We start from the raw sequence: 14,330 nt of genomic DNA on the forward strand, positions 1-14,330 counted from the left end.
CTAAATTTTCATGGCAAAGAAATGGTTAACTGCGTGAGGCAAGAAACACGGTCTCAGCGAACCGCCTCGCTCTGTTCCTGCGGTAACGGCAAGGGAACACTGTTGTTGCCCGCCTGCCTAAGGATGCGCTTGCGGCGATTGAAGCGGTATTGCATCACGTAAAACAGAAAGACCGGGATGCCGAGCACATAGCGCCGCCAGAGACGGGCCGGTTCCTGCAGCATCCGGTAGGCCCATTCCAGCCGTATCATGCGAACGGTTTCCGGAGCGCGAGGAACAACTCCGGAGATAAAATCGAAGAGCGCCCCGACGGTCAGGACAAGCCGGGCATGGTCGGGGCGAATGTGATGATGCGCCCACTTCTCCTGCAGCGGCGTTCCCATGCCAATGATCAGGATGTCGAGGGCCTGGCGCTCAACCTCGTCAATGAGCTCCGTCGGGTTCTCCTTGTCGAAATAACCGTCCGAAATGACGATGAACTCGTGCCAGGGCGCATGCTTGCGGAAGTTCGCTGCGGCTTTTTCGACGACTTCGCGCCTGCCGCCGATCAGGCCGACACGGCGCGGATTTTCCATGTAAGTCAGAAACGCGGGGACGAAGTCGGTGCCATTGAGATTGGCAGGAAACGGCGCCCCATGCGCTATCTTGGAAGCGATGTTCAGGCCGATGCCGTCCGGCAGGACGAGATTTTGCAGGAGGATATCCCGGTATTCGCTATCGCGCAGCGTCATCAGCATGTTGTGAGCGTTGACGAAGGAAATGACGGTCTGGCCGACAGGAAAGGAGGCAAGCTCGTTGATAAAGACGAGCGCGTCGTCCCATCCGAGGTCGCACACCGGCACGTCGAAGATCGTGCGGCGCGATGCGAGAACCGCGAAATTCGCGATCAGGTTCATTCCAACCTCCAGCCAGGGTGCTTCACGCACCCGACATCCCGGAAAACACAAGATACATTCCGCACCAGCAGGTTTTTACGAACCGGCAGCACCCGCCCGCCTGCAGCAAGTCCCGAATGCTGCATCAGGGATATGAAGCGAGCTATAGCAGGTGGGTTTCAAACAACTCTTAGAAAAGTCGTTCGAATTCCGCCGCCGCTTTCAAGGCTTTGTTAAGCTTGTGCGCCAAAGCAAAACTGTACCGGAGCGCCATTGATGCTGACGATCAACGCTTCGGCTGCGGCTTTTCGATCCCCGGAATGCCGCTGATCTGCTCGACGAGGAAGTCGACCAGCAGCCGGACCCGGGCAACGCCGGCGCGTTCGGGGACGATCAGCATGCTGAGCGGGACAGGCGGCAGCGAATAGTCCGCCAGGATCACCTCAAGCTTGGCAGCCGTCAGGAGATCGTCGACAAGCCATTGATGGGTAGGTGCGATGCCGCGCCCGGCGACAATGGCCTCGCGGGCAGCAAGCCCATGGTCGACCCGAAAGCGCCCTTCAAAGGGCACGGCATAGTTTTCGCCGCTCGGCCCTCGCAAAGCGAGCATGTCGCTTCCTGCGACGTTCGACATGCGGATGCCTTCATGACCGAGCAAATCCTGCGGGGCAGCAGGCCTCCCCCGCGCTGCAAGATAGTCCGGCGATGCGACCAGCAGACGCCTTGACTGGCCGAGCGCCCGAAGCTTCATTGAACTGTCGGTGAGCGGGCCCAAGCGAAGCGCGATATCGACGCCTTCCCGCACAAGGTCGACCCGCTCATCGGTAAGGCTGAGGTCGACTCCGATATCGGGATAGCGGTCCTGAAACGCAAAGATCAGCCGGCTGACGTGCAGAACCCCAAAAGCCGCGGTACAGGATATCCGGATCGTGCCGGCCGGCGCACCGCGCGTGCCCCGCGCCTCATCGCCGGCCTGTTCGACAAGGCGCAGGATCTGGACGCTGTTGGCATAATATCGGCTACCTTCATCGGTCAGCGCGACACGCCGGGTGGTCCTGGTCAGCAGAGGCACGCCGACGGCTTCCTCAAGCTCCCGCAAATGCCGTGTGACCGTCGACTGACCGATTCCGAACTCGCGCGCAACCGCCGACAGGCTGCCGCGTTCGGCAACGCGGACGAAGGTTCGCATACGTTCCAGCGTAATGTCTGAATTATCCATTATTCGGCATAATCTTATGCATTACATACATCTAGTGGATGTTTTAAAACCTGTCTACCTATGGGTCAGTTCTCACCCTCAAAGGATCACTGACCATGAAGGTTCTGCTTGTCTTCGCCCATCCCGAACCGCGCTCGCTCAATGGGGCACTGCGAGACGTTGCCATCAAGGAGCTCGAGGCCCAGGGCCATGAGGTGCGCGTGTCCGACCTGTATGCCGAGGGCTGGAAATCCGAGATCGACCGTGCCGACTTTCCGTCGCTGGCAACCGGTACGCGCTTCATACCTGTCGCTGCATCCAAGAGAGCGTTCGAAACTGGTGCGCTGACCGAGGATGTCCAAACCGAGATCGACAAGCTCCTGTGGGCCGATATGCTGATCCTCCAGTTTCCGCTTTGGTGGTTCAGCATGCCGGCAATTCTCAAGGGCTGGGTCGAGCGGGTCTTTGCCTATGGGTTCGCCTACGGCGTCGGCGAGCACAGCGACAAGCGATGGGGCGACCGCTATGGCGAAGGAGCTCTGGCCGGCAAGCGGGCCATGTTGATTGTGACTGCCGGCGGCTGGGAGGAACATTACTCGACCCGCGGGGTCAACGGACCGATCGACGACCTGCTCTTCCCGATCAATCATGGAATCCTCTACTACCCGGGCTATGACGTTCTTCCGCCTTTCGTGGCTTACAGGGTCGACGGTCTGGATGAAGCCGGCTTCGAATTCGCAGCCGAGCGCCTGCGTGAGAGGATGCGCACGCTCGAGTCCACCCCAGCTATCCCCTATCGTCAGCAGAATGGCGGAGACTATCTGATCCCCGCCATGCAGCTACGCCCTGAGCTCGGCGAACCGGGCGCAACCGGCTTTGCGCTTCACCTTTACGGCGCAGACGATGCCGGCGAAACTAGTGAGCAGCGCTCGCAGCTTCAGGTGGCGGGGGCTCGATGATCTTGACCGGATCGGCCGTTTTCTTCTGTTGGCCGGAGGCGTTGGCTTTCACGTCTTCCTTGGAAAGGTAGTCGAGCTGCTCCAGCATGACCTCGGTAACATATTCGCCGCCGAGTTTCTCGTTCATGCCTTTCTTGATCGCGTCGCGGAAGGCCTGCGGGTCGAAGGATTTCAGCTTGCTGATATCGACCATCTTATTGCCGACGAGCAGGGTGAAAAGCTCGTCGGTGGTCATTTCGGTGAGAGGCAGGGTCATACCCTTCACCGTGTCCTTGTTCATCATGAAGGACACGCGGCCGAGGAAGTAGCCGGTCACCGCGCCGTCGCCGATGATCGGTACGGTGATTGTCTCGCCCTTCACAAGCTCAAGCTGGCTCTGCTTCGAACCATCAGCCGGCGGGGCCGGCGCTGTCGCAAGCTTCACGGAGAAATAGACCGAAGCAAGCGTGATGGCGCAGACCCAGATGCCTGTCAGGACGAGCTTCACCATCCGGCATCACGCGCGACGAACTGTTCCTGGGAGTAGGTGCCGTCGGCATCCGCATCCTGAACGGCATTCTTCAACAGGTCGGCAACCGCACGAACGGCTTCGAGATGTGCCTCAACGCGCCGCGCGTTCAGCGTCAGCTTCTGCTTCAGCCCGTGAAGCTGTTCCAGATGCGACGCAGCAAGCTCGGCCGGATCCGTATCACGGAAGAGCATCGACAGTTCATAGAGGCAGCGGCTCTTATGCGCATTCGAGACCTTGAGATCGAACTGCGGGTCGCTGCCGATCCGCGTGTTCTCGTTGTCAATGATCATTTCCAGGCGGCCGAGGACCGACTTGATACGATATTCGTTCGAGATGATTTCCATTTTATCCTCGGTTATGCTTCATCATTGATCTTGGCATCCGCCGTTGGCGTGCCGAATGTCTTGCGCTGGAATTCGTCGATCATGCTGAAGGCGACCTTGCGGTCATCCTGGTCCGCCGACGCGTTCACGATGGCGCCTTCCTTCTTGCGAAGCGCTTCGTGATACATCTGCTTGGCTATGCCGACGCCATCACCTTCGGAGATGACGTTGCCAAGCTGCTCGGCCATCATGCCCTTCCAGATGTCGCCGGTAGCGCCCTTGCCGTAGATCTGTTCGCTGTCGCTCGGCAGCATGTTCTTGATGAAATTCTGAAGCACCATGGCCTCGAACTTCCGGTAGGTTTCCGGAATCTCTTCAGTCTTGGCGCGATTCTTGACGTTGTCGAGGCCGGTGGCGCTGTCAAGCACGTCGACCTTGGCAGAAAAGCCATCGCCGTTTTCGGCAAGGCCCGTAGCCCGAAAGGCCGCGCGGCTCGCTTTCAATTTCTCCTGGGCCACCTGAACCTCCATCGGGTCGGCGGCTTTGACAACATCCAGGACCAGATCACTCGGGGGTGAAATAGCCAATGTCACAATCCTCTAAATTAAGTTGTGGGGATTATGGTTTTTGAAGCTTGCTGGAGGCTGGTGTTGCAAATTTCTGATCGATGACATCGTAGACGGCGTTGTCATCTGCCTGGCGCCGTTCGGCTTCAAGGGCTTCCTTCATGCCCTCTGCCAGCCGGTCGCCCTTGGCCCGCTCGCGCTGCAGGCGCATCTCGTGCAGCTGCTCCATGCCGGTCAGCTGCTTGTCCTTGGTGCTCAGCCGCTCGAACCGGTCGGCATAGCTTTGCGAAAACGCACGATGGACCGGATCCATGGAGCCGAGCGCCATGACGACATTGTCGATCGACTGGTTGACCTCGGCGCGCTGGCGGCTCGTTTCGGCAAGGTCGTACTGCGCCATCTGCTCCAGATGCCGCTGGACTGCGACAAGCCGCTTCAGTTTTTCCGAACGGGTCTTCTCCGCCATCCGCTATCTTCCGATAAACACGCTTGGGAAAGATTGTGCATACTGGCTGATCAAGGCAGCAACCGAGAAATAGAACAGGAATAAGCCGCCAAGCAGCATGTAGGGCGTCGAGATGAAGTACACCGGAATTTGCGGCGCCAGCTTGTTGATGAAGCCGATCGAGACGTTGAACATCATGCTGTAGATGAGGAAAGGGCTTGCGAGCCGTAGCATGATGTAGGTGGTCGATTGCAGCGTATCGGTGAGCGAAATCAGATTGGCGCGCATATCGGCAATGCCGCCGAAGGGCATCGTAGTGTAGGAATCGATCAGCGCCCGGAACACGATGTGATGGAAGTCCATCATGAAGAGGATCATCATTCCGGCAAAGGTGATGAAACCGGAGAGACTTGTTTCCACCGAATCCTCGATGACATCTGCCGCACCCGGTGAGGTGTATCCGACCATCATGGCGATGATGCTGGCGGCGAATTGGAAGCCCAGCGTGTAGAGCCGCGCCAGCAAGCCGTACATGACGCCGATCAGCGATTCGCTGACGATGAGCCCGATATAGGTCGCGCCGGTGTTGCTGACGGCCGGATAAACCGTATCCCAAAGAACCGGCAGCATGGCGATCGAAAGGCCGCCGGCCACAAAGACCCTCAGCAGTTCCGGCACGCGCGCCGAAGAAAAGCCTGGCATTGCAAGGACACAGCCGCCGATCCGGCAGAAAACCAGGAAGAGCGCCAGAACAGTCCCTTGCGGGTCGGAAATCATGAAATAGAGCCCAAAATCTTTATCTCGATGCCCTTGGCCAGTTCGACGTGCGAAAGAACCGGAAGCGTGGCGAACAGCCGTTCGATGATCATGCGCACATAGGAGCGTGTTTCCGGCGATGTGACAAGGGCGAATGGCAAGCCGCGGTCCATGAATTCACGGATAACCTTCGTTGCCTGCTCGCTGAACTCCTCAAGGCTACGCGGGTCGATGTCGAATTCGACGACCTCGCCCTTGTTGTCGCGCTTGAGCGCCTGGTGGAAGGCCATGTCCCACTTGCTGCCGAGCCGTAGGACGCGCAGCACGCCATTGTCCGCCAGGTCACCGCAGAGCTGTTGCGCCATGCGGATCCGTACATGCTCGACGATCTGCTCGGTCTTGCGCACATGTGGCGCGAGCTCGGCCACGGCTTCCAGGATCAGATGCAGGTTGCGGATCGAAACGCGCTCGGCAAGCAGCAGCTTGAGGACGGCCTGCAGGCCTGAATAGGACATATGCGATGTGCAGATCTCGTCTGCGAGCTTCTTGTATTCGGGATCGAGGCGGTCGATCAGAACCTTTACGTCCTTGTAGGAGAGAAGCTGCGGCAAGTTGTTGCGGATAACCTCGCTCATATGGGTGAGGACCACCGAGACATTGTCGATCGGCTGGAAACCTTCGCGTTTCAAGTCCTCGGCGAAAGCCTCAAGAATGGAAACCGCCGGCATGCCGAAAGCCGGTTCGCGGATTTCGTCTCCTGGAATGCGCGGCTTGCGGCCGGAGCCGGTGACGACCAGGACTTCGCCGACACGCAGTGCGTTCGATGCCACCGTCGTGCCGTGGATGCGGATCTGGTAGGACTTCTCGGGAATGCTGATATCGTCGGTGACTTTGATCTCCGGGACGACGAAGCCATACTGCGTTGCAAATTTCTTGCGCATCTTGCCGACGCGGAAGGCGAGTTCCTGATGTGCGCCGAGGAGGCGTGTCGACACCATCTTGCCGAGCGCGAGTTCGATTTCCGAGGTGCGCAGGACCGATTTGACGGAGTCCTTTTCGAGCTCCTTGGTCTGAACGACCTTCTTTTCCTCTTGCTCGCGACGGACCTTGTTCTCCGCTTCGATCTGCCTCGGAATGAACCATGCGCCGAACGCCATGAGGCCGCCGAGGAACATGAAGGGGACTGTCGGCAGGCCGGGCATCAGGCCGAGAACCGCCATCAGCACGGCGGAAACGGAAAGCGCGCGCGGATAACCGCTCAGCTGATTGACGACGGCCTGGTCAGTCGAGCCGATGGTGCCGCCGCGTGAAACGAGAAGGCCGGCCGCCAAGGAAACGATAAGCGCCGGCATCTGGGCGACGAGGCCGTCGCCGACCGAGAGCTTGACGAAAACGTCGGCCGCTTCGGAAATCGGCATGTCATGACGGAAATAGCCGATGATGATGCCGCCGAAGATATTGATGCAGGTAATGAGGAGGCCGGCGACCGCATCGCCGCGGACGAACTTGGAGGCACCGTCCATGGCGCCGAAGAAGGAGCTTTCCTCCTCCAACTCCTTGCGACGGCGCTGCGCTTCCTTCTCGTCGATGATGCCCGCGGAAAGATCGGCGTCGATCGACATCTGCTTGCCGGGGATGGCATCCAGGGTGAAACGCGCGCCGACTTCAGCGATACGCGTCGCACCCTTGGTGATGACAATGAAATTGATGGTGATCAGGATCAGGAACACGATCAGACCGATCACGAAATCGCCGGACATCACCAGGCTTGCAAAGCCGGCGATCACGCCGCCGGCAGCGTCATGTCCCTCATTGCCATGCGAAAGGATCACGCGCGTCGTTGCAATGTTCAGCGACAGTCGCGTCATGGTCGCGATCAGCAGGATGGTCGGGAAGGACGAAAATTCGAGAGGCTTCTGAATCCACAGGGCAACCATCAGGATCAGAACGGAAAACGCGATCGAAAACGCCAGCCCCAAGTCGATCAGAAACGGCGGAATCGGCAGGAAGAGCACACAGATGATGACCATGATGCCGAGGGCAAAACCGACATCACGAAGGCTCGGAGCAGATTTCGGAAGGGGGAGTGCAGGTGGTTGCGCCATTTCGATTCCGTCTCTTCATGAGAGGAGGCAGGTATGCCCTGCCCAATTCGGATCGAGAATTAACCGGCGAAGCTTGCGCGAAGGTAGCTCAGAAGCCGGACTGGATGCGCGAGAAGACCATGTCGGTGAAAATGGAGATCTGGGAACCGACGAACGGTGCGGAAATGCCGACGGTAATGAGGACGGCGACAATCTTTGGAACGAAGGTGAGCGTCGCTTCCTGGATCTGCGTCAGCGCCTGGATCAGCGCGATGACGAGGCCGACGATCATGGCAGCCGCGACCGCAGGGCCGGCTGCGATCAAAACGGTCCAGATCGCCGCCTGAAAAAGGTCGAGTGCATCGGCTTCATTCATCGTCAGGCAACCTCATATCGCCTTTCGGTCCGCCCCGCAGTAGCCGGACCATTATTGCGTTTATTGCAAGTCAGTTCACGACGACGTGTCTGAGGTCGGCGCTTCATCCGCGAGAGTGATTCCCGCCTGCACGAGAATACTCTTCCCGTCCGTCGTCGTCGCGATAATTCCGTCGGAATACACCTTGACCGAGGCGACAGTGCCTTTAACGGTGCCGTCGGCGCTGGTCATGTACTTGCCGATATAGCTGCCTGCCTGGGTGAGGCTGGAGCTTGCGAGCAGCGTGTCCAGTTTCGTGTTGGTCTGGATCGTCTGTTCGACCTGCGAGAAGCTTGCGAGCTGCGACATCTGCTCGCTGGCGTCCATCGGATCCGTCGGATCCTGGTTCTTCATCTGCGCGATGAGCAACTGCAGGAAGTTGTCGTAGTTGAGCGTTGCCTTCTGCTGCGCAGTCTGCGTGGTCGACGTCGTGCCGACGCTGGAAACGCCGTCTACCGCCATGGTGCGATCTCCTTGCGGATTTGCTCGACCATCGCCGGGTGCATTTCCTGGTTGTTCAAGATGCCGTCCTCGGTCGGATAGAGCGCGCGGATCGCCTTCAGGGCATCGAATGCGCGTCCCGTCGAGACGAGGCCATCGATGCGCTTCAGCTCGGCGAGAACCTCTTCGTTCTTGAAGCAGGTCAAAAGCATGGTGATCGACCTGCGGAACATCGCCGTCGACTGCTCCTTGCCTTCCGGATTAATCAGGATCATCTGCGCGATGAAGTAGAGCTGGCGCAGCGGCGTCGTGGCGTCTTCCGGCTGAAGAACATGGTTTTCAAGAAGAAACGTCACATCATTCAGGAATTCCAGCGCGACCTTGCGGTCAACGCGCAAAACCGCGCCGTTGATGAAGATTCTCTCTCCGGCTTTTAGCGAAATGCGAAGTGTACTTTTCATTTAAGTCCATCCCTGATGATGGTGGTAACGTCGATAATGCCTTGGTAGTTACTCGATTGGCGCCGCCTGATCTTGTCGCATTCCTTCAAAATCCAGATTGCGATCGAAATCAGGTTGGCCCGCAGCTCGATCTGTAGCTGATTGTCGGGATGCTTGAGATCCTCGATAAAACTCACCCAAACACGCCGGGTGTAAAACAGTGCCTCAACGGATTCCCGGCTGTACTTTTCCTTGTCGCGCGCCAGCGAGAGCAATTCGATTGACCGGTCGAGAACTTGCCGCTCCCGCTCTTTCGCGTCGGTCACCGAGTCTTGCATGACCTCGGCATAAGAGAATTGATACATTCATGCATCCTTCTTTGTATTGCGCGCCTTTGATCATCAAAGGTAGTTCACGAGGCTCAGCTGCTGTATTTTCGATACGATCGTGTAAGCCGTTTCGAGCTGCGTTTCCAAGGTCTTGACCAGGGTCGAAGCTTCGGCAGGGTCGACTCCCTGGAGGTCAACGACCTTGTTGTTGATGATCGCTGCCTGGGCATCGAGAGCGTCGTTTGCCTTCTCGACGCGCTCCTGCGACAGGCCGAGCTGGCTCTGCTGCGTCACGAGGCCGGAGGTTGCCTGCGCCGCATAGCCGATGGCGCGCGAGGAAACCGCGTCCATGGCATCAGTGCCAAGACCCTGATCGATCAGCGCATTCGTCATTACCGTGGCCATGGCGAGGTAGCGCATGCCGTCTGAATTGGCGTTGGTGGACGATGTGATGACTTCCGAGTTGCTGATCCGGCTCGTCATGTTCTGGTTGGAAGCCTTGGACCAGCCTGTGGTCGGGTCCGTCCATGCCGCAGCGCTGAACATCGGCTCCACTGTGCTGGTCATGAAGGTATCGATTTCAGCCGCCGTCAAGGCGCTGACCGGCTTGGAAAGCCCGGTCGCGTAAGTGTTCAGCGCAGTGACGATATCGGCTTCAACGGTCGCGCTGCGATCCGTCAGCGGCGGAACGTCCGTATTGACACCGGAAAACAGGTATTCGCCGCCGGTGATCATGTTGCCGGTGTCCATGAGCTGCGAAAGTGCCGCCGCCGAGGACTGGAGGGTAACGGTGATGGCGGTCGATGCCTGGCTTCCCTTGAGCGCCGTCAGATTCTTGACCAGGGCATCACTCGCCTTTTGCACGTCGGCCAACCCGCTCTGGGACATTTCGAGACGGAGATTGACGGTGGAGTTGCTGTCCTTGAACGAGGAGATCCGGTCAAGCTCGCGCGCATAGTTTACGCTCTTGGCCGCGTCGATGCCGAGCGATACGCCGATATCGGCGTAGGTTTTGGTGGTGGCTTCAATCGAAGCCTTGACCATCTGGTTCTGCGACTGGCGGATCGTCAATCGCATCGCGTTCTGAATGGCTGAACTAGAAATAAAGGAGCTCTTCATGGCTTAACTCGCTATATCCAGCAATGACTTCAACATTTCATCGATGGCGTTCAAAATCTTCGTCGCCGCCTTGTAGGATTGTTCGATGTCGAGAAGCAGCGTCAGCTCCTCGTCCAGGTTGACGCCGGTCTCGTTGGAATAGGCTTCGTCGGATCGCGAAAGCGCTGCCGCCGTGTTCTCCGTGGCACCGCTCGCGTCGCTGCGGTACTGCTCGAACCAACCGATCGAGTTAGACGAAAAATCCATGATGCTGACGTTGGAGTCGATACCCGTCACCGAGTTGAAGCCGATGACGCCGGCCCCCGGATCGAAATCCATCTTGGCGCCCATGGCCGTGTAGAGCTTGTCGAGCTGCGCGGTGTAGCCGCCATTGGCCGCGGTGTTCTGATTGAACGCGGCGCCGTTGATCGATCCGTCGCGCAGCTTCATCGGATCGCCGCCCAGCGAGGTCACCACCGCCGGATTGACCGTGATGGAACCAGCAATGCCGTCGATGATCGTGGCCGTCGTCGGCGTTCCGCCCGCAAGCCCGCTCGGCAACGTCCAGGTAAAGAGACCCGGCAGGGTGCTGGTTCCGGCCGTGTTCGTTTCCGAAAATAACGAAACGAGACCCTTGGCGATTTCGTCGAGCTGGGATTGGAACGTCGGCGCGACTTCGTCACGAAGCTGGAGAAGCGCCTGGAGACTGCCCTGCGCCGACGTCGTGCCCCCCGAACCCTTAGCGAGCGCCACGCCATCGATGTAAACGCCGTTGCCGTCCGTGGAGGCGCCGTAGCTCTGGGTCGGCTTGAAAGTCACCGCGCGCGGAATGGTCTCGAAGAGCGTCACCCCGTCCGAGGTATACAGCACCATGTCGTTGTTATCGCGGGAGACGGTCGTGACTCCCACGATCCCCGAAATCTGCTTGAGCAGGGCATCGCGCTGGTCGAGCGCTTGCGACGGATCGGCACCGGCGGACGTGGCAGACTTGACGGCGTTGTTTGCGGTCTCGAATTGCGCCAGCAGCTCATTCAGCTCTTCTACGGAATTTGCAATCGATTTGTCCGCATTCATCCGCACCTGCTGGACAGCGTTGGTCGCATTGTTGAGCGAGTTGACGACGTCCTGCGCCGCCGTGATGGCGCCCTGGCCGGCAATCGTGCTGTTCGGTGCGGCTCTGAACGCGCTAAGCTTGTCACGAAAGACCGCAAGGTAGGTCGAGGGCGCCGTCTCGTAGTCGTTGCCGCCGATGACGGACTTGATGTCTTCCAAGCCGTTCAAAAGGGTCTGCTGGGCACTGTCTTGAGAATTGCTCTTCAGGTACTGGCGCAGGAGAGCATCCTCCTGCGCACGGTTGATCTTGACCACCTGCGCGCCGTTCAACGAGGTGGTGAGCATCGCCTGCCGACGCACATAATCCTTATTGCCGGCATTGGCGATATTGTTCGATACGACGCTGCTTTGAGCGCCTGTATTGTTGAATATGCCCTGTGCCGTATTAAGTGCGGAAGTGAGCGACATGGCTTAGCCGTTACCTTACTTATCTCTTGAGATTGACGAGGACGTCCATCAAGTCCGAACCCGTCTGGAACACTTTCGAGTTTGCCGTATAGCTGCGTTGCGACTCGATCATTTCCGTGAGCTCGCCCGCCATATCGACGTTCGAACCTTCAAGCGCGCCCGATTGGATCTTGCCGAAGCCACTCGTCTGCGGGAAGCCGGTGACGGTGACGCCGGACCTGCCGTTCGCTGAGTAGACGTTGCCGGACATCAGCGTCAAAAGATCGGGGCTCGGCACGTTTGCGAGCGGGATCTGGAAGACGGGCTTGGTGCTGCCGTCGTCGTATTTCGAGTACACCACACCATCGGCGTCGATGGTGATATCGACCGGCGAGTTTGCGCCCTGTCCATCAACGTTACCAGTGCCGGACCAACTGTCGCCGACCTGCGAGAGATCGAGGCTCATATTGATGGTGAGACCCGTCACCGGATCGATGATGTCCGTGGTGCCGGTATGCGTTGCATCCGTCAGCATCTGCCCCGAGCTGTCGAAATATACCCGCTTCACGTCAACGGCGGCGGACGAGTATGGGAAGGAGCTCGTGCCGGTCGCGGCCTTGTCGGCGTTGCGGAAGACAGCCATTTCCCATTCGTAGGCGGTGCCGGTCGGCGGCAGCGGCGCCACGGTCGTTACCGGGACCTTTGTGAAGTAGATGTCGTACATCACCTTGCTGCCGAGCTTGTCGTAGGTGACGATCGAATATTTCTGCGTATCGGATGTGGCCGTTGCGTTGTTTGCGCTCGGGAGGTCAGCCGCAGTGGTTTCGATGGGCGAAGATGGCTTGAGGTTGCCCGTCCACGTCCCATTCGCCGTCGGCACGGCTTCCAGTTTCTGATCGCCGAGGACATTGATCGGAACGAGGCCGTCGAAGCCGTTGACGACGACGGCCGGAGCGGACGAACCATAAGGATAGCCCATCAGCGTGAAGCCCGCCGAGTTGACGAGGTTGCCTTCGTCGTCCTTCGTGAAGTCACCGGCGCGGGTCAAGACCGGCGTGCCGTCGGCGCCCTGCACGATGAAAAAGCCGTCGCCGGAAATGGCGAGGTCATAGCCCGAAGTCGTGTAGGAGATGTCGCCTTGGTCGGAAACAGCCTGACGGATGGACGTCTGCACACCACCGGAATTGTAGTTGCCTGCCGTGGACGGCAGGACGAGCGAGGAGAAGGCCGTCGAGACAGCCTTGTAGCCGGTGGTATTTGCATTCGCGATGTTGTCGGCAACGGTGCTCAAGCGGTTTGCCTGTGCGTTCATCCCCGACACTGCCGTCTTCATGCTGCCAAAAATGCTCATCTGAAAACCTCGTTTTCCTTGATAGCTTGGAGAGTATTTGGCGGGCCTTGCGTGAAGCTGTCTGTAGCGGAGCTGCCTGATCGAAATATTGAACGGCACGTTTCCGCGGGCCGGGCCCGCCGCTGAAAATCAGTTCCAGTCGATGCAGTAGCCGAGAAAGCGCTTCGAATCGACCGGGTCGAAGCCGAGCTTCTTGCGCAACTTCTTGCGCAGCTTGGAGATATGGCTCTCAACGACATTCTCTTCGACTTCCTCGTCGAAGATGCCGTAGATGGCGTTGAAGATCTGGGTCTTGGTGACGCGGCGGCCGCGGTTGGCAATCAGGTATTCCAAAATGCGGCGTTCGCGGCGCGGAAGCGCAAAGACTTCACCGTTGATTTCCGGATCGCGGCCGTCCGAGAAGACGCGGATCGCGCCGATATCGGTGTGGGTCGAAATCGCTTTCAGGCGGCGGCGGATTGCAGCGGCGCGCGCCAGGATTTCACGGGGGTGCACTGGCTTGCGGACGACATCGTCGACGCCGCAATCAAAAAGTGCAAGGGTGTTTTCGAGCGAAGGCTGGTCGCTGACCGCGATCACCGGCGCCTGGGAGCGATCCCGGATCGCCCGAGGCAGCTCCAAGGTCTGCCGGCCCTGGCCGATCAGGAAAGCTTCGACAGCCGCGATATCGGAATCCGCTGCCGTTTGCACCCACTCGCCGAATTCGCTTGGATCAAAGCCCGTCGAGGGAATGCCCTCACGGCCAAACAGTGATGTGTAACCATCTTTCACGAGCTCACGCTCATCAACCACTACGATCATTCGTCCGCCTCCGAATCAGTGTGGCACCTCGATGATCTATGGGTACGAATCGCACGAATCTGGGACAAGCTGCTGGAACTTAATGGCAGGAATTAATAGTTGATTAAGAACTGGGGCCCGATTTGCTCTATATGTAGTATGCCTTGTCGGTTATGCACACAAAAATTTCGTGGAAAAGTTAACAGATGGTAAATTAGGTCTTGTGAACCCAATTTTCGGCCAATTCCTGCCACATTAT

17 protein-coding genes are annotated in these 14,330 nt (G+C 58.5%); 1 reads left to right on the forward strand and 16 read right to left on the reverse strand.

The window, feature by feature from the left end:
* Positions 1-53: 53 nt before the first annotated feature.
* On the reverse strand, positions 54-896 hold the full coding sequence (locus BLP23_RS03815) for a WecB/TagA/CpsF family glycosyltransferase (RefSeq protein ID WP_092583604.1): 843 nt from the start codon (positions 894-896) through the stop codon (positions 54-56).
* 265 nt (positions 897-1,161) lie between these two features.
* On the reverse strand, positions 1,162-2,094 hold the full coding sequence (locus BLP23_RS03820; RefSeq protein WP_092583605.1) for a LysR family transcriptional regulator: 933 nt from the start codon (positions 2,092-2,094) through the stop codon (positions 1,162-1,164).
* Positions 2,095-2,189: 95 nt separating this feature from the next.
* On the opposite strand from BLP23_RS03820, the gene BLP23_RS03825 reads away from it, so the two are divergent.
* Entirely contained in the window at positions 2,190-3,032 is an 843-nt protein-coding gene (locus BLP23_RS03825) for an NAD(P)H-dependent oxidoreductase (protein ID WP_092583606.1), read from the forward strand.
* Here BLP23_RS03825 and BLP23_RS03830 read toward each other — a convergent pair.
* The 14 genes from BLP23_RS03830 to rem form a co-directional block, all read right to left on the reverse strand.
* Positions 2,989-3,522 carry a hypothetical protein gene (locus tag BLP23_RS03830; protein ID WP_092583607.1) on the reverse strand — a complete coding sequence of 178 codons (534 nt, stop codon included), beginning with the start codon at positions 3,520-3,522 and terminating at the stop codon, positions 2,989-2,991. The two genes, BLP23_RS03825 and BLP23_RS03830, sit on opposite strands and share 44 nt — an antisense overlap.
* Entirely contained in the window at positions 3,516-3,887 is a 372-nt protein-coding gene (locus BLP23_RS03835; RefSeq protein ID WP_039843988.1) for a hypothetical protein, read from the reverse strand. The genes BLP23_RS03830 and BLP23_RS03835 overlap by 7 nt, the downstream gene beginning before the upstream one ends.
* A gap of 11 nt (positions 3,888-3,898) precedes the next feature.
* The gene (locus tag BLP23_RS03840; RefSeq protein WP_092583608.1) at positions 3,899-4,453 is read right to left on the reverse strand and encodes a rod-binding protein; all 555 of its coding nucleotides are present in this window, start codon (positions 4,451-4,453) and stop codon (positions 3,899-3,901) included.
* 31 nt (positions 4,454-4,484) lie between these two features.
* Positions 4,485-4,898 carry a hypothetical protein gene (locus BLP23_RS03845; protein ID WP_092583609.1) on the reverse strand — a complete coding sequence of 138 codons (414 nt, stop codon included), beginning with the start codon at positions 4,896-4,898 and terminating at the stop codon, positions 4,485-4,487.
* A 3-nt stretch (positions 4,899-4,901) separates the two neighbouring features.
* Positions 4,902-5,654 carry a flagellar biosynthetic protein FliR gene (locus BLP23_RS03850; protein ID WP_074066697.1) on the reverse strand — a complete coding sequence of 251 codons (753 nt, stop codon included), beginning with the start codon at positions 5,652-5,654 and terminating at the stop codon, positions 4,902-4,904.
* Positions 5,651-7,738 carry a flagellar biosynthesis protein FlhA gene (flhA, locus tag BLP23_RS03855; RefSeq protein ID WP_022717184.1) on the reverse strand — a complete coding sequence of 696 codons (2,088 nt, stop codon included), beginning with the start codon at positions 7,736-7,738 and terminating at the stop codon, positions 5,651-5,653. The genes BLP23_RS03850 and flhA overlap by 4 nt, the downstream gene beginning before the upstream one ends.
* An 88-nt stretch (positions 7,739-7,826) precedes the next feature.
* A complete protein-coding gene (fliQ, locus tag BLP23_RS03860; protein ID WP_022717183.1) occupies positions 7,827-8,093 on the reverse strand; it encodes a flagellar biosynthesis protein FliQ in 267 nt (88 codons plus the stop codon).
* Between the two features lie 75 nt (positions 8,094-8,168).
* A complete protein-coding gene (flgD, locus tag BLP23_RS03865; RefSeq protein ID WP_074066695.1) occupies positions 8,169-8,594 on the reverse strand; it encodes a flagellar hook assembly protein FlgD in 426 nt (141 codons plus the stop codon).
* Positions 8,585-9,034: a flagellar biosynthesis repressor FlbT gene (flbT, locus tag BLP23_RS03870; RefSeq protein WP_092583610.1), complete on the reverse strand. Its 450-nt coding sequence runs from the start codon at positions 9,032-9,034 to the stop codon at positions 8,585-8,587. Before flbT ends, flgD begins: the two co-directional genes overlap by 10 nt.
* Positions 9,031-9,378: a flagellar biosynthesis regulator FlaF gene (gene flaF, locus BLP23_RS03875; protein ID WP_022717180.1), complete on the reverse strand. Its 348-nt coding sequence runs from the start codon at positions 9,376-9,378 to the stop codon at positions 9,031-9,033. Before flaF ends, flbT begins: the two co-directional genes overlap by 4 nt.
* Positions 9,379-9,414: 36 nt before the next feature.
* The gene (locus BLP23_RS03880; protein WP_092583611.1) at positions 9,415-10,461 is read right to left on the reverse strand and encodes a flagellar hook-associated family protein; all 1,047 of its coding nucleotides are present in this window, start codon (positions 10,459-10,461) and stop codon (positions 9,415-9,417) included.
* Between the two features lie 3 nt (positions 10,462-10,464).
* Complete coding sequence (gene flgK, locus BLP23_RS03885; RefSeq protein ID WP_092583612.1) at positions 10,465-11,961, reverse strand: flagellar hook-associated protein FlgK; 1,497 nt, start codon at positions 11,959-11,961, stop codon at positions 10,465-10,467.
* A 19-nt stretch (positions 11,962-11,980) separates the two neighbouring features.
* Positions 11,981-13,291, reverse strand: a complete 1,311-nt coding sequence (locus BLP23_RS03890; protein WP_092583613.1) for a flagellar hook protein FlgE — start codon at positions 13,289-13,291, stop codon at positions 11,981-11,983.
* A gap of 129 nt (positions 13,292-13,420) precedes the next feature.
* Entirely contained in the window at positions 13,421-14,092 is a 672-nt protein-coding gene (gene rem, locus BLP23_RS03895; RefSeq protein WP_022717176.1) for a transcriptional activator Rem, read from the reverse strand.
* Positions 14,093-14,330 lie beyond the last annotated feature (238 nt).

The organism is Rhizobium mongolense subsp. loessense (assembly GCF_900099775.1).
In the GTDB taxonomy this organism is placed as follows: domain Bacteria; phylum Pseudomonadota; class Alphaproteobacteria; order Rhizobiales; family Rhizobiaceae; genus Rhizobium; species Rhizobium loessense.

What these genes read in the sequence shown, in the direction of transcription:
- BLP23_RS03835 (WP_039843988.1), bottom strand. Translation starts at nt 3,887, where the DNA reads ATGGAAATCATCTCGAACGAATATCGTATCAAGTCGGTCCTCGGCCGC.
- BLP23_RS03815 (WP_092583604.1), bottom strand. Translation starts at nt 896, where the DNA reads ATGAACCTGATCGCGAATTTCGCGGTTCTCGCATCGCGCCGCACGATC.
- rem (WP_022717176.1), bottom strand. Translation starts at nt 14,092, where the DNA reads ATGATCGTAGTGGTTGATGAGCGTGAGCTCGTGAAAGATGGTTACACA.
- flbT (WP_092583610.1), bottom strand. Translation starts at nt 9,034, where the DNA reads ATGAAAAGTACACTTCGCATTTCGCTAAAAGCCGGAGAGAGAATCTTC.
- BLP23_RS03820 (WP_092583605.1), bottom strand. Translation starts at nt 2,094, where the DNA reads ATGGATAATTCAGACATTACGCTGGAACGTATGCGAACCTTCGTCCGC.
- flaF (WP_022717180.1), bottom strand. Translation starts at nt 9,378, where the DNA reads ATGTATCAATTCTCTTATGCCGAGGTCATGCAAGACTCGGTGACCGAC.
- BLP23_RS03890 (WP_092583613.1), bottom strand. Translation starts at nt 13,291, where the DNA reads ATGAGCATTTTTGGCAGCATGAAGACGGCAGTGTCGGGGATGAACGCA.
- flgD (WP_074066695.1), bottom strand. Translation starts at nt 8,594, where the DNA reads ATGGCGGTAGACGGCGTTTCCAGCGTCGGCACGACGTCGACCACGCAG.
- BLP23_RS03850 (WP_074066697.1), bottom strand. Translation starts at nt 5,654, where the DNA reads ATGATTTCCGACCCGCAAGGGACTGTTCTGGCGCTCTTCCTGGTTTTC.
- BLP23_RS03825 (WP_092583606.1), top strand. Translation starts at nt 2,190, where the DNA reads ATGAAGGTTCTGCTTGTCTTCGCCCATCCCGAACCGCGCTCGCTCAAT.
- fliQ (WP_022717183.1), bottom strand. Translation starts at nt 8,093, where the DNA reads ATGAATGAAGCCGATGCACTCGACCTTTTTCAGGCGGCGATCTGGACC.
- BLP23_RS03830 (WP_092583607.1), bottom strand. Translation starts at nt 3,522, where the DNA reads ATGGTGAAGCTCGTCCTGACAGGCATCTGGGTCTGCGCCATCACGCTT.
- BLP23_RS03880 (WP_092583611.1), bottom strand. Translation starts at nt 10,461, where the DNA reads ATGAAGAGCTCCTTTATTTCTAGTTCAGCCATTCAGAACGCGATGCGA.
- BLP23_RS03845 (WP_092583609.1), bottom strand. Translation starts at nt 4,898, where the DNA reads ATGGCGGAGAAGACCCGTTCGGAAAAACTGAAGCGGCTTGTCGCAGTC.
- flhA (WP_022717184.1), bottom strand. Translation starts at nt 7,738, where the DNA reads ATGGCGCAACCACCTGCACTCCCCCTTCCGAAATCTGCTCCGAGCCTT.
- flgK (WP_092583612.1), bottom strand. Translation starts at nt 11,961, where the DNA reads ATGTCGCTCACTTCCGCACTTAATACGGCACAGGGCATATTCAACAAT.